This is a genomic window from Noviluteimonas lactosilytica (assembly GCF_020866925.1).
GTDB lineage: Bacteria > Pseudomonadota > Gammaproteobacteria > Xanthomonadales > Xanthomonadaceae > Noviluteimonas > Noviluteimonas lactosilytica.
On the sequence record NZ_JAJGAK010000004.1, the window covers coordinates 207916 to 221504 of the forward strand.

Genomic DNA, 13589 nt, shown 5'->3' on the forward strand with positions numbered 1-13589 from the left:
GCGATTGCGATTCACGCGCCGGGCAGGCGCTTGTCGTACTCGCTTTCGAGGCGCGTGTGGCGACGCCAGAAGCCTTCGGGCGTGCTGCCTTCGAGGCGTGCGACGAGGATGTCCAGGTGCGTGTGCCAGCCCGCGGCGACGCTCAGCATCACGACGCGCGAGGCGAGGCGACGGTGGGTGAGCACGAGGCGTACGTCGTCGCCCTGCGCGGTGAGTTCGTAGCGCACTTCCGACGACTCGGCTTCGACTTCGCCCCACGTGTAGGCGAGCGTGCGCGGCGGATCGAACACGGTGACGCGGCCCTGCATGCGCGCTTCCTCGGCGATGTGCGCGTATTTCTGCGGCGCGGGATCGTCGTTGTCGGTCAGCGCGTTGTTGTGCCACACGTGTTCGACGCGGCCGCCGACGCGCGGTTCGATGTCGCCGGTCGCGAGCCAGAGCGCGCGCAGTGCCGGATCGACGAGGTAGGCCCAGACGCGTTCGATCGGGCCGGGCAGCGTGCGCTCGATGCGCACCGTGTCGGCGGACAGCGGTTGGGCGTAGTCGCCCGTGGCGACGGCGATGGTGGCGTTCATGGGGTCTTCCTCTTGCGCGACTTCGGTGGGGGAGGGGACTTCGACTTCTCCTGTTTCGATTGCTCCTGCTTGAGCAGGGCCTCGAGCTTGTCGAGGCGCTGGTTCCAGAAGGCTTCGTAATGGCGCAGCCATTCGAGGCCGGCGTGCATCGGTGCGGCGTCGAGCGAACAGACGTGCGCACGCCCCTGGATCTCGCGGCGCACGAGGCCCGCGCGTTCGAGCACCTGGATGTGTTTCGACGCGGCGGCGAGCGACATCTCGAGCGGCGCCGCGAGTTCGCCGACGTTGTGCGGCCGCTGCGCGAGGCGTTCGAGCATCGAGCGGCGCGTGCCGTCGGCGAGCGCGTGGAAGACGGCGTCGAGCGGGGCTTTCGTGTATTCAACCATGCGGTTGAATATCTGCCTCGCGATGGTGACTGTCAACCGTCTGGTTGAATGATCCGACGAGCGGGAAGGCCCGGAAACGCAAAAGGCCCCGCGTGAGCGAGGCCTCTACGATTGGTGGCTATGGGTGGACTCGAACCACCGACCCCAGCATTATGAGTGCTGTGCTCTAACCGGCTGAGCTACATAGCCACGGCGAGCCGCGAATTATTCCTGCCGACCGGCCTTCGCGTCAATGCTCGCGAGGCGCGTGTTGCCGTGCTTGTCGCTTCGCCGGTCGCATGGCAGAGTCGGTCGCAGTGCATTGAGGAGTCCGCATCGTGATCGATCCGGACGGTTACCGCCCGAACGTGGGCATCGTGCTCATGCACCCGGATGGCCGGGTGTTCTGGGCACGCCGCGTCCATCGCGACGGCTGGCAATTCCCGCAAGGCGGGATGAATACCGACGAGACGCCGCTCGAGGCCATGTACCGCGAGCTGCGTGAGGAAACCGGCCTGTCGCCGGACCACGTGGCCGTGCTCGGCGTGACGCCGGGTTGGCTGCGCTATCGCCTGCCGCAACGCGCGATCCGGCGCAACGACAAGCTGGTCTGCGTCGGGCAGAAGCAGGTCTGGTACCTGCTGCAGTTCACCGGGCAGGAGTCGGACCTGTGCCTGGACGCCTGCGACAAGCCTGAATTCGATCATTGGCGCTGGGTGGACTTCTGGTACCCGGTCGACCACGTGGTGAACTTCAAGCGCAGCGTTTATGCGAGCGCGCTGGGCCACCTGGCCCCGTTCGCGCGGCAGATCGCAGGGATCGGCGCGATTCCCCATCCGGGCAAGGAGTTACGCATCGATCTCCCGGGCCGAAGCCGCCAGCGGCCGCGCCGGCGGGCAGGGCAAACTGAACGCACCGGTGGTTCGGAACCCGCCAACGGCAATTGACAACGATTCGCATTTGTGGGGAAATGGCGCCGTCCACCCGGCGCCTGAAGTCCCCCAAATGTTCGTCTGCATCTGCCACGGCATCACCGACACCCAGATCCGCGAAGCGGCCGAGAACGGCTGCAAGTCGGTGTCCGAGCTGACGATGCGTACCGGCGCCGGTTCGAGCTGCGGCACGTGCATGGACATGGCCTCCGACCTGCTCGCCCAGCACAGCCCCGCGAAGGACGCCTTCGCCGACTTGCCGGTGCTGCAAGCCGCCTGACGGGCGCGCTTCCAACCCTTTCGCTGCAACCCATCCGTGCGACGTCGATGCGAACGCATCGCGTTTCGTCGTGTCCTGCGCGTCGGCGCTAGCATCCGCGGCATCGAGCACGGAGCACGGACATGAAAGGCGACCCGAAGGTCATCGAACATCTCAACAAGGCGCTCTACAACGAGCTGACCGCGATCAACCAGTACTTCCTGCACGCCAAGATGCTGAAGAACTGGGGCCTGAAGGAACTCGCCGAACACGAGTACAAGGAATCGATCGATGAGATGAAGCACGCCGATCGCCTGGCCGAACGCATCCTCTTCCTCGAAGGCCTGCCCAACTTCCAGGCCCTCGGCAAGATCCGCATCGGCGAGAACCCGCTCGAACTGCTGAAGGCCGACCTCGCGCTCGAACTCGAAGCGCTCCCGGTCCTGCGCGAAGCGATCTCCTACTGCGAGTCGATCCGCGACTCGGTGAGCCGCCGCCTGTTCACCGACATCCTCGATTCCGAGGAAGAACACATCGACTGGATCGAGACGCAGCTCGACCTGATCAACCGACTGGGCGAAGCGAACTACTTGCTGACCAAGATCGAGGAGTAACCGGAGCGGGCCGACGCCCCTGCGTCGGCCGTTCTCAGGCTTCCGCCGTGCGGCGCTTGCGCAGGCGCATCTGCAGCGCGGCGCGCGCGCGTTCGAATTCGTCGGTCAGCATCGCCACCGCGACCGCGGGGCGATCGAGCGTTTCCATGCGCGCACCGAGTTCGATGCGCTTGGCCGCGGCCGACAACGCCATCGCACCGAGGTTCGCGCTCGACGACTTGAGCGAATGCGCGGCTTCGCGCAGCGCCGTGAAGTCGGGCGCGAGCGCGGCGCGCTCGAGTTGCGCCAGCAGGTGCGGCGCATCTTCGAGGAACACGGTGACGATGCGCGAAGCATCGGCGCCGATCACCGCGTACAACTCGTCGAGCGCGCTGTCGTCGATGATCGGTTCGCCCGTCGACGATTCGGACGCAGGCGGTGACGGCGGCGAGGCGGCAGACATGGGCGCGGGCTCCTGCTGCGAAACGAACGCCGGCTCGAGCGATGCAGGCGGCGCCATCGGCGCGCGCTGCATCGGCGCCGGTGACGCGGGCGGGAACGACGGCGCAGGCGCATACGGCGGCGCAGACGAATACGGCGACGGAGCCGCGGTCACTGGCTGGGCAACCGGCGCTTCGATGTTCAACCCCGCAGTCGCGAATGCAGCCGCCGATGGCGCGCGCGGCTTCGGCTGGTCCTGGAGCCAGCGACGCAGGCAGTGTTCGAGCTGGCCGCGCGTCACCGGCTTGGCGAGGTAATCGTCCATGCCCGCGTCGAGGCAGCGCTGGCGATCGCCGGCCATCGCGTTGGCGGTCATCGCGACGATCGGCAAATGCGGGCCGGTGGTGTCCGCCGCTTCGATCTCGCGCCACTTGCGCGACGCGCTGTAGCCGTCGAGCACCGGCATCTGGCAATCCATCAGCACCAGGTCGTAATGGCCGTCGCGCATGCGCAACAGCGCGGCTTCGCCGTTGGTCGCGGTGTCGCATTCCAGGCCCAGCACGCTGAGCAGGCGCTGCGCGACGAGCAGGTTGACCGGGTTGTCTTCGACCAGCAGCACGCGCGCCTGCCAATGCTTGGAAGACGTGTTGGCAGACGCGGCCTTGCGCTCGTCGGTCGTTTCGCCGCGGCCGCGCTTGGCGAGCGCGACGCGCAGTTCCGCATCCGGCGCCTGCCGCGGCAGCAACGTCGCGCCCGAGTACAACTCTTCGGGCACTTCCTCGTCGCCGTACAGGTACACCAGGCGCACGTCGCCGAAGCCGGCGTTGCGCACGACGTTGCGATGCAACGCGATCGCGGTGTTGCTGCGCATGCTCGACATGTCGGCGAGCACGACGCCGTACGTCCACGGCGTTCCTTGCGTGGCCGCCGCGCGCAGGCGATCGAGCGCTTCCTGCGTCGTCTCCACCGTGGTCACGCGCAGGCCCCAGTTCGGCAGCAGCATGCTCAGGCGCGAACGCATGCGCGCATCGGACGTCAGCAGCAACAGGCGCTGGCCGCTGAGATCGGCTTCGCGCGACGGCATGTCGCCGAGCACCTTCAGCAGCGGCACCTCGAAATGGAACGTCGCGCCGTGGCCCGCCTCGGACTGCACGCCGATGCGGCCGCCCATCAGGTCGACGATGCGCTGGCAGATCGCAAGGCCCAGGCCCGTGCCGCCGTACAGGCGCGTCGTCGACGCGTCGGCCTGGGTGAAGGCATGGAACAGGCGCGCCTGCGCGTCGGTCGCGATGCCGATGCCGGTGTCGCGCACTTCGAAACGCAGCTGGTGCTGGCTCGCGGTTTCGCCCACGCGACGCACGCTCACCGAGATCGAACCGCGCTCGGTGAACTTCACCGCGTTGCTGATCAGGTTGGTCAACACCTGGCGCAGGCGCACCGGGTCGCCGCGCACCGGCAGGCGCACGCCGGGATCCAGGTGCAGGTGCAGGCGCAGGCCCTTCGCTTCGGCCGGGCGTTCCATCAGCTGCATGACCGCTTCGAGCAGGTCGCGCAGGTTGAAGTTGGTTGTTTCCAGGTCGAGTTTGTTCGCTTCGAGCTTGGAGTAGTCGAGGATGTCGTCGACGATGCGCAGCAACTGCTGCGACGACGTGTAGGCGGTGCGCACGAGTTCGTGCTGGTCGGGCAGCAGGCGCGCGTGCAGCAGCAGGTCGAGCATCGGCACGATGCCGTTGAGCGGCGTGCGGATCTCGTGGCTCATCGTCGCGAGGAACTCGCCCTTGGCGAGCACCGCGGATTCGGCGGCCTGCTTGGCGCGCGTGAGTTGCTGTTCGAGTTCGTGGTGGCGCTGGATCTCGCGCTGCAACTGGTCGACGACGTGCTTGCCGCGCTTCTCGCGTTCGGCCATCGCCGTCATCTGGCGGTCGCGCACGTGCAGCACGAAGAACACCGCCACCAGCGACACCAGCGCGGTGAGCACGAACAACAATGCCGTGGTCTGCCACGGGCCTTCGATCCCCGTGTACTGCAGCGACAGCGACAGCGCGGCGCCCGCCGCGCCGCCCAGCGCCAGCCAGCGCATGGTGAGCCAGCGACTCGTGACTTCGTTGGCCATCAGAGCACCGCGTTCTTGAAGTCGAAGTCGAGTTCGCTCGCCGCCTGCTGCACGAGGTTGCCCTGGATGAAGTCGATGCCGCTCATCCACAGCGTCGCCGCGGCCTGCGGATCCTCGACGCTGTGGCCGATGACCTGCAGGCCCTGGCGATGCGCGCGGTCGATCGAGGTGCGCATCGCATCGCGCAGCGCGCCGGCGTCGGCGTGCGCGTAACGCGCGGACAGGCGGATGTAGCCTAGCGGCAACTGCGACAGCAGCGAATCGGCGTCCGGCGAATGCTCGTACTGGCTCACGCAGAACTGCACGCCGACCGGCACGAGGTGATCGCAGAACTGGCGTAGCGTGACCGAATGGATCAGTGCATCCGCCAGGCGCACGTCGATCACCAGCGACGGACCTTCGAGTCCGCGCACGGCGATCGCCGACGCGAGCCAGTCCGCGTACGCATCGCGTGCGAGCGTGCGCGGCGATTGCGGAATGAACAGGCGCACGGGGCGTCCCTGCGCGCGGCGCTGCTGCAACACGTCGAGGCCGCGTTCGAGCACCCAGCGATCGATGTCGTGGATGATCCCCGACGTCTCGGCGGCAGGCACGATCTCCGCGGCGTTGTGCAACGTGCCGTCGGCGCCGCGCATGCGCAGCAGCGTCTGGTACTGCGCTTCGTCGCCGCCGGCGACGGCGACGATCGGCTGGTAGACGATTTCGAAGCGATCGTCGGCGAGCGCGTCGCGCAAATATTCCGACAGGTCGCTGCCCGACGTGCGGTCCGGCGGTTCGTACGCGGCGATGCTGGTCGCCTGCGAACGCGCGTGGCGCGACGCGGTTTCCGCCGCTTCGAGCACGCCGCCCGCATCGGTGAAGCCGTGCTTCAGCGCCGCATAGCCGACCGTCACGCGCAGGCGGATGGTATGTCCGTCGACTTCGAAATGATGCTGCGAGATGCCCTCGCGCCACACGCGCGCCTGGCGCTCGAGGCCGTCGTCGTCGAGACCCGGGGTAAACACCAGGAAGCTGTGGTCATTGAGGCGCGTCGCCGGGTGCGTGCCGGCGAGGTCGCCGAGGCGGCGGCCGGTTTCGGTCATCAGGCGTTCGAGCGCGGCGTAGCCGAAGCGCTCGCGCAGCGTCGCGGTGCCTTCCACTTCGAGGAAGAACACGCCGCCGCCCGAAGCCGGCAAAGTGGCACCGAGTTGCTGCAACAGGTGGCCGCGCGCCATCAGCCCGGTCGCCGGATGGCGGCTGGCTTCGGTCATGCGCTGCTTGCCGAGCGCACGCGCGCGCTTGACGCGGCTTTCGATCGCGGCGATCAGGTGGCGCGGGCGAATGGGCTTCTGCAGGAAATCGTCGGCGCCGAGTTCGAGTACTTCGAACTGCTTGTCCGGATCCGGGTCGCCGGTGAGGAACACGATCGGCGTGTGCAGGAACGATTCGTGCGCGCGGATCATCGTCGTCAGTTCGGCGCCCGACAGGCCCGGCATGTGCAGGTCCATCAGCACGAGGTCGGGCGTGATGCGCACCATCATGTCGATGACGTCGGCCGGATCGGCGGCGACGATCGATTCGATGCCCGCGCCGTTCAGCACGCCCGCGGCGAACAACGCCTGCGCGCGATCGTCTTCCACGATCAGCACGCGGAAGGGCGGTTCCTCGCCGCCCAGCGGCGGCATCGGCACGGGATTCGGCGGCGTCGCATCGGGCGGTGCGGCGTGCGTCGACGATGCGTCCTGCGCATCGGCCGGCGGTGCGTCTTCGCTCCAGCGGCGCCAGTAATTGGGCGGCGGGGTTTCCCCGCGCTGCGGTGAGTCGTCGCCGGGCTTTCCGGCGGTAGGCAATTGCAACAACAGGTGCTCCGCGGTCGAAATCATCTGGGCCGTCGCGCCGGCGTCGGGCATGCGTTGCGCGACGCGCGCGGCGGAAACGGGGCCATGCATCTGCGCCAGGAGGCTCGACCAACGCTGATCGAATTGCGATGCGACGTTCTGCAGTCGCTCGATCTCGTGCGCGATCTGCTCGAACGTCCCCGAATCCCATCCCTGCGCGCGTCGATTGCGCAATTGTTGCGCAAGGCCATCCACGCTCCCGCGAAATTGCGCGAACGGGTCCTTTGACGCCGCGTGGCGTTTGGTCTTGGTGGCGGGCATCGTTCCCCCGGCGGTGACCGCCATTATCCCCTGCTCCCCTACAACAGAGTTCCACGAATTTTGAATGCGCCCCCGGCCATTGGGCGAGGCGCTAGCGTGACGCCGTCCTCAATGCGGCACATCCGATTGCGCGGGCGCCGTGCGTGGCCTGAACAACGCGCGCCGCACCGTGCGCCACAGCATCCACACCGCCATCGCGAGCGTCACGCTGATCGCGATCACGATCGCCAGCGCGATCCACGGATGCGCGAACGCGAGCGCGAGACCGCCGACCACGGCCGCATCTTCGGTCACCGACGCGGTCCAGTTGCTGACCGGTTCAGGCGACGTATTCAGCAACGCGCGCGATCCGGCCTTCAGCACGTGACTTGTGAGCGCCACGCCAGCACCGGTAGCGAGCATCCCCGCGCCGAGCTGGCCGTCGGGCGACAGCGCGGCGGCAGCGAGGAACGCGCCGACCGGGATGCGCAACACCGTGTGCAGCAAGTCCCAGCCCGAGTCGATGCCGGGAATCTTGTCGGCGAAGAACTCGGCCGTGGCGAGCAACCCCGAAACGCCGAGCACCCACGGCGAGGTCGTCGCTTCCAGCGCAGGCGGCAGGTCGAGCCAGCCCATCACGCCCGCGAGCCCGATGCCGAACACCGTGAGGTAGACGCGGATGCCGGCCAGCCAGGCCAGCAGGATCCCGATGGCGAAAAGGTGCGCTTCGGACATGGCAGTTTTCCTCCCGTCGAGCGCGTGGCATTCGCCGTACACTCGCTGCCCCGAGTATAGGCGTCCCCCGGCCGCCGTCCCGTGGAGTGACATGGAGCCAGCCGCCAGGCCCCCCCAGTTCGAAATCGTGCAGCGCACCAAGGGCCGCATGCCCTATTGGGCGTGGCCGGTCCTGACGCTCGTGGTCGGCCTGCTCGTCGGCGGGCTGCTCGCGTGGTGGCTCGCGCGGCCCGAAGCGGGCTCGCCGCAGGCGCGCATGGCCGACGCCGACCGTCGCCTGCGCGAACAGCAGGTCGTGATCGCCGAACTCCAGCAACGCGTCTCGACGCTCACGCGCTCCGACCAGATCAGCCGCGACGCGAACCAGGACGTGCAGGGCATGCTCGCCGACAAGGACGAACAGATCGCGAGCCTGCGCGCGGACGTCGCGTTCTACGAACGCTTCGTCGGCAGCGGCGGCGAACGCAAGGGCCTGTCGGTGCATTCGGCCGAATTCGAAAAGGAACCCGGCGGCAGCTGGCGCTACCAGGTCGTGCTGACGCAGAGCCTCAATCGCGGCGCGATCAGCCAGGGCCAGATGAAGTTCGACGTGGAAGGGGTGCAGGACGGTCGGCTCACGACCGTGAAGTGGGACGAGTTGCAACAAACGCCCGGCGCACCGGGACAAGAATATGCATTCCGCTATTTCCAGCGGCTCACGGGCAGCCTTGTACTGCCCGCGGGATTCACCCCGCAACGCGTCAAGGTGGCGCTGCGCGGGAAGGGCGCGAACGTCGACACGGCGCTCGCGTGGACTCTGATGTCGTCACCCGGGGAACAATGAGATGTTCAAGAGCACGCAAGCCAAGCCTTCTTCGCGCGACGGGCAACCCGTCGACACCCTCATCGGTCCGCAGGTCACGATCCGCGGCGACCTGGAATTCAGCGGAGGGCTGTACGTCGAAGGCCGCATCGTCGGCCGCGTCACCGCGGCACAGGGGCAGAAGGGCGTGCTGATGCTCGCCGAGAACGGCAGCATCGAAGGGGAAGTGCATGCGCCGGTCGTGATGATCGATGGCCGCCTGGACGGCGACGTGCATGCCGGCGAGCGCTGCGAGCTGGCCTCGAAGGCCCGCGTCACCGGCAACGTCCACTACCGCGTGGTCGAGATGCACGCCGGCGCCCAGCTCACCGGCCGCCTCGTCCATGCCGACGCCAATGCCGCCGACGTCCTCGACGGCCCGGGCCTGCTGGCCGTCAACGCCGCCTGACCGGCGCAACGGCCTGTCGTCGCGCGCCGCTTGATTGCGGCGCGCATGGCCCGCATCTTGTCGCGATGGAAATCTTCGATACCCCCACCTGGCAGCAGCTCGACGGGCCGGTCCAGTTCTCGCCGGCCGCGGCCGCCAAGGTCCGCGAACTCATCGCCGAGGAAGGCAACGCGGACCTGAAGCTGCGCGTGTACATCCAGGGCGGCGGCTGCTCGGGCTTCCAGTACGGCTTCGAGTTCGACGAATCGCGCGGCGAGGATGACGTCGCGGTGGAAACCGACGGCGTGACGCTGCTCGTCGATCCGCTCAGCCTGCAATACCTGATGGGCGCGGAAGTCGACTACAGCGAAAGCCTGCAGGGTGCGCAGTTCGTCATCCGCAATCCCAACGCGAAAACCACCTGCGGCTGCGGCAGCAGCTTCACGGTCTGAACGCCGCTTCTCCCTTCGCCTTCATCGACGGCGCGCTCGATCGCGCCGATCACCTCCGCGACGATCCCGACACGCTGGCCGCGCTCTGGCCGCAGGCGCGTGTCGTGCTGCTCGAAGACGACGGCCGCGCCTGTTCCGGCGATAACGACGCATTGCTCGCGCCGACCGGCGAAATGCTCGGCGGCGGCCCCGGCACCGCGATCTTCCTCGGCCTGCATGAAGGCGTCGCATGGTTCGCGCAGCGCGCGAACACCGTCGCCTTCGATGCGCCCGGACGCATCGACCTGCGCGCCGCCGCGACACGCTGGCCCGCATTCGAATCCACGGTGTTCGCGCAGGCGCGCGCGATGCTCCACTGGCACACGCGGCATCGCTTCTGCGGCGTGTGCGGCGGCGAGCTCGCATTCGTGCGCGCCGGTTGGCTCGGCCGCTGCACGCAATGCGGCAGCGAGCATTACCCGCGCACCGACCAGGCGATCATCGTCGCGGTGAGCGACGGCGAACGCCTGCTGCTCGGTCGCCAGAAGAACTGGCCGCCGCGGCGCTGGTCGGTGATCGCCGGTTTCGTCGAACCCGGCGAGTCGCTCGAACAGACCGTCGCCCGCGAAGTCCTCGAGGAAACCGGCGTGCGCGTCACCGCGAGCCGATACGTCGCCTCGCAACCCTGGGCGTTCCCCGGTTCGCTGATGCTGGGCTTCCTCGCCGACGCCGGGCCCGACATTCCCGTGGTGGGCGACGAACTCGACGACGCGCGCTGGTTCGACGCCGACACCATCCGCGCGGGCCTTGCCCGCGACTGGGCGGTCGGCCCGGAGGAAGACGAGGGCGGCATCGCGTTGTCCGCGCCCATGTCCATCGCACGTTGGTTGATCCAGTCCTGGTTGGCGTCCGTCACACGCTGAATGCGTAACGGGTGATTCCGTATCATCCTGCGTCGTACGCCCGGGTCCCGGTCGCGATCGCCAGAGGTCGTCGATGTCCACAACGCTGATCGCCGTCGTCATTGCACTCATCGTCGGCCACACCATGCCGGCGCTGGTCGCGTTGCGCCGCTACGACTGGTTCATCCGCTGGCTCGAATGGCTGGCCGCGCAACTGGGCGACAGCCCGACGTGGCGCGGCGTCGGCGGCCTGCTGTTCGCGATCGCGCCGCCGCTGCTGGCGGTGGGGATCGTGCAGCTGATGCTGCGCGGCGACTTCTACGGGTTCCCGGCCTTCCTGTTCGCGCTGGCGACGCTGTTCTACGCGTGGGGCCCGCGCGACCTCGACCACGATGTCGAAGCGGTCGTCGAAGCGACCGATGCCGGCGTGCGACGCGACGCCGCCGCGCGCCTGTACCCCGAACGCGAAGCGCCGTCGCTCGATGGCGGCTCGCTCGTCGAAGCGGTGTTCCGCTGCGCGTTGTGGCGCTGGTTCGGCGTGTTGTTCTGGTTCCTGCTGCTCGGCGCGTTCGGCGCGCTGCTGTATCGCCTCGTCGCATTGTGCGCGCAGGGCGAAGCACAAAAGCGCCTGCCCGAAGGCGCGTCGCAGGCCGCGCGCACGGTGCTGGCGTTCCTCGACTGGCCGGTCGCGCAACTGATGACGCTCTCGCTCGCGCTGGTCGGCAATTTCGACAGCGTCTTCGCCGCGTGGAAGGAAGCGGGCGGCGCGGGCTACACCGGCGACTCGCGTTTCCTCGCTGCCGCCGCGCGCGCGAGCGTGCGCAGCGAACTCGCGGACGAAGCGCTCGATGAGATCGACACCGAGTACGTCGCCGACGGCGGCGTGGCCGTGTCGCGCAGCATTCCCGGCTTGCCGGAACTGCGCGATGCGATGAGCCTGGTGTGGCGGATCCTGTTGTTGTGGCTCGCGGTGTTGGCGTTGTTCGTGATCGCCGGTTGGGTGACCTGACGTTCGTCAGGCCGCGTCGCCGCGCATCCCGCGCACCTTCGCTTCCAGCAATTCCGCCGTCGCGATCTGTCCGTCGATCGCCGGCGCCGCTTCCACTTCGACGTGCGCGCGGAATCGGCGCGGCACGCGCATGCGCTTCAGGCGTCCGTCGCGGCGGCTCCACATGCTGGTCCACATGCCGCGCAACACCATCGGCACGACGGCCACCTGGCGGCGCGCGAGGATCTTCTCGACGCCCGATTTGAACGGTGCGATCTCGCCGTCCTTCGTCAGCGAACCCTCGGGGAAGATGCAGACGAGTTCGCCTTCGGCCAGCGTGGCGTCGATCTCGTCGAACGCGCGCTGCATCAGCGCCGGGTCTTCCTTCGCGCCGGCGATCGGGATCGCCTTCGCGGTGCGGAAGATCCAGCGCATCACCGGGATGTTGAAGATCTTGTAATACATGACGAAGCGCACCGGCCGCGGGATGCTCGCGGCGAGGATCAGCGCGTCCATGTAGCTGACGTGGTTGCACACGAGCAGCGCAGGGCCTTCGTCGGGGACGTATTCCTCGATGCCGCGCGCGCGCAGGCGATACAGCACGCGCACCAGCAGCCAGCTGAGGAAGCGCATCAGGAATTCGGGGACGACGGTGAAGATCCACAGCGCGACCAGCGTGTGCGCGATCGCGAGCGCGAGGAACAACTGCGGGATCGACCAGTGCAGGTATTGCAGCGCCGCGACGCCGATGACCGCGGCGACGACGATGAAGGCCGCGTTCTGGATGTTCATCGCCGCAATCACGCGCGAAAGCTCGCGCTTGGGCGTGCGACTCTGGATGAGCGCGAACAGCGGCACCACGTAGAAGCCCGCGAACAACCCGATGCCCGCCAGCGACACGATCGTGTGCAGCATGCCGTGCCCGTAGGTCGCGCCCGTTTCCGGCAGCCATAGCGCGAGCACGAACAGGAACACCGCCATGCCGAAAGCACCGAGCGGCACGAGGCCGATTTCCACCGTGCGTCCCGACAATTTTTCGCACAGCAGCGACCCCACGCCCGTCGCGATCGAGAACACCGCGAGCAACAGCGTGTACGTGCCCGCTTCGCCGCCGAGGTTGTTGTCGCCGTAGGTCGGCAGTTGCGCGGTGAGCATCGTGCCGACGAACCAGAACCACGACACGCCCAGCACCGAGTTGCGCACCGCCGGTTGCTTGCGCACCAGGCGCATCAGGCGCACGGATTCGGGAATCGGGTTCCAGCCGATCCTGAGGTCCGGCGCCGCGGCTTCGGTCACCGGGATCGCGCGGCTCACCAGGTTGCCCGCGACCGCGAGCATCACCACCGCCGTCGCCGCGACAATCGGGCCGTGCGCATGGTCGCCCTGGAAGATCATCCCGCCGAGCAACATGCCGAGCAGGATGAACACCGAGGTGCCCGATTCGACCAGGCCGTTGCCGCCGGTGAGTTCCTCCGGCTTCAGCACCGACGGCAGGATCGAATACTTCACCGGTCCGAACAGCGCCGACTGCACGCCCGTCGCGAACAGGCAGACCAGCAGCACGGTCATGTTCTGCAGCAGGAAGCCGACCGCCGCGCCCGACATGATGACGATCTCCATCGTCGTCGTGATGCGGATCAGGCGCGACTTCTCCAGCTTCTCCGCGATCTGTCCCGCGGTGGCGGAGAACAGGAAGTAGGGCAGGATGAAGATCGCGGGCGCGAGGTTCGCGTAGATGCTGCGTTCGCTGTCCGACACGCCCATGTAGAACAGCAGGCCGATGATGGCCTGCCGGAATACGTTGTCGTTGAAGGCGCCGAGCGACTGGGTCGCGAAGAACGGCAGGAAGCGCCGCTGGCGGAGGAGTTCGAACTGGTTGTGCGCCATGCGAAGGCCGCCGCGGGGGTTG

14 protein-coding genes and 1 tRNA gene are annotated in these 13589 nt (G+C 67.9%); 8 read left to right on the forward strand and 7 right to left on the reverse strand.

The features are described from left to right. Positions 1–11: 11 nt before the first annotated feature. From LK996_RS14990 to LK996_RS15000, 3 genes are all read right to left on the reverse strand, one after another. Positions 12–575, reverse strand: coding sequence for an SRPBCC family protein (locus LK996_RS14990; RefSeq protein ID WP_230528175.1), 564 nt, complete (start codon positions 573–575; stop codon positions 12–14). Then, positions 572–961, reverse strand: a complete 390-nt coding sequence (locus LK996_RS14995; protein WP_230528176.1) for an ArsR/SmtB family transcription factor — start codon at positions 959–961, stop codon at positions 572–574. The genes LK996_RS14990 and LK996_RS14995 overlap by 4 nt, the downstream gene beginning before the upstream one ends. A 112-nt stretch (positions 962–1073) precedes the next feature. Further along, positions 1074–1150: transfer RNA gene (locus LK996_RS15000), tRNA-Met, on the reverse strand. Positions 1151–1278: 128 nt separating this feature from the next. On the opposite strand from LK996_RS15000, the gene LK996_RS15005 reads away from it, so the two are divergent. The 3 genes from LK996_RS15005 (at position 1279) to bfr (ending at position 2745) form a co-directional block, all read left to right on the forward strand. Then, complete coding sequence (locus tag LK996_RS15005; RefSeq protein WP_230528177.1) at positions 1279–1887, forward strand: RNA pyrophosphohydrolase; 609 nt, start codon at positions 1279–1281, stop codon at positions 1885–1887. 58 nt (positions 1888–1945) lie between these two features. Continuing rightward, a complete protein-coding gene (locus LK996_RS15010; protein ID WP_230528178.1) occupies positions 1946–2152 on the forward strand; it encodes a (2Fe-2S)-binding protein in 207 nt (68 codons plus the stop codon). A gap of 122 nt (positions 2153–2274) precedes the next feature. Then, the gene (bfr, locus tag LK996_RS15015; RefSeq protein ID WP_230528179.1) at positions 2275–2745 is read left to right on the forward strand and encodes a bacterioferritin; all 471 of its coding nucleotides are present in this window, start codon (positions 2275–2277) and stop codon (positions 2743–2745) included. Between the two features lie 34 nt (positions 2746–2779). On the opposite strand, the gene LK996_RS15020 is transcribed toward bfr, so the two are convergent. The 3 genes from LK996_RS15020 to LK996_RS15030 all read right to left on the reverse strand — a co-directional run bounded on the left by LK996_RS15020 (position 2780) and on the right by LK996_RS15030 (position 8130). Then, complete coding sequence (locus LK996_RS15020; RefSeq protein WP_230528180.1) at positions 2780–5278, reverse strand: hybrid sensor histidine kinase/response regulator; 2499 nt, start codon at positions 5276–5278, stop codon at positions 2780–2782. Then, entirely contained in the window at positions 5278–7140 is a 1863-nt protein-coding gene (locus LK996_RS15025; protein WP_425493804.1) for an EAL domain-containing protein, read from the reverse strand. Before LK996_RS15025 ends, LK996_RS15020 begins: the two co-directional genes overlap by 1 nt. Positions 7141–7524: 384 nt before the next feature. Then, positions 7525–8130 (reverse strand): DUF4126 domain-containing protein, encoded by a 606-nt coding sequence (locus LK996_RS15030; protein ID WP_230528182.1) that lies wholly within the window; start codon positions 8128–8130, stop codon positions 7525–7527. Between the two features lie 91 nt (positions 8131–8221). Here LK996_RS15030 and LK996_RS15035 point away from each other — a divergent pair, with 91 nt between their 5' ends. From LK996_RS15035 to LK996_RS15055, 5 genes are all read left to right on the forward strand, one after another. Further along, complete coding sequence (locus tag LK996_RS15035) at positions 8222–8953, forward strand: DUF6776 family protein (RefSeq protein WP_230528183.1); 732 nt, start codon at positions 8222–8224, stop codon at positions 8951–8953. 1 nt (position 8954) lies between these two features. Beyond that, positions 8955–9380 carry a bactofilin family protein gene (locus LK996_RS15040; protein WP_230528184.1) on the forward strand — a complete coding sequence of 142 codons (426 nt, stop codon included), beginning with the start codon at positions 8955–8957 and terminating at the stop codon, positions 9378–9380. 65 nt (positions 9381–9445) lie between these two features. After that, positions 9446–9811, forward strand: coding sequence for an iron-sulfur cluster insertion protein ErpA (gene erpA, locus LK996_RS15045; RefSeq protein WP_230528185.1), 366 nt, complete (start codon positions 9446–9448; stop codon positions 9809–9811). After that, on the forward strand, positions 9808–10713 hold the full coding sequence (gene nudC / locus LK996_RS15050) for an NAD(+) diphosphatase (RefSeq protein WP_230528268.1): 906 nt from the start codon (positions 9808–9810) through the stop codon (positions 10711–10713). The genes erpA and nudC overlap by 4 nt, the downstream gene beginning before the upstream one ends. A gap of 73 nt (positions 10714–10786) precedes the next feature. After that, the gene (locus LK996_RS15055) at positions 10787–11701 is read left to right on the forward strand and encodes a hypothetical protein (protein WP_230528186.1); all 915 of its coding nucleotides are present in this window, start codon (positions 10787–10789) and stop codon (positions 11699–11701) included. Positions 11702–11707: 6 nt separating this feature from the next. On the opposite strand, the gene LK996_RS15060 is transcribed toward LK996_RS15055, so the two are convergent. Continuing rightward, on the reverse strand, positions 11708–13567 hold the full coding sequence (locus LK996_RS15060) for an MFS transporter (protein ID WP_230528187.1): 1860 nt from the start codon (positions 13565–13567) through the stop codon (positions 11708–11710). Between the last annotated feature and the right edge of the window lie 22 nt (positions 13568–13589).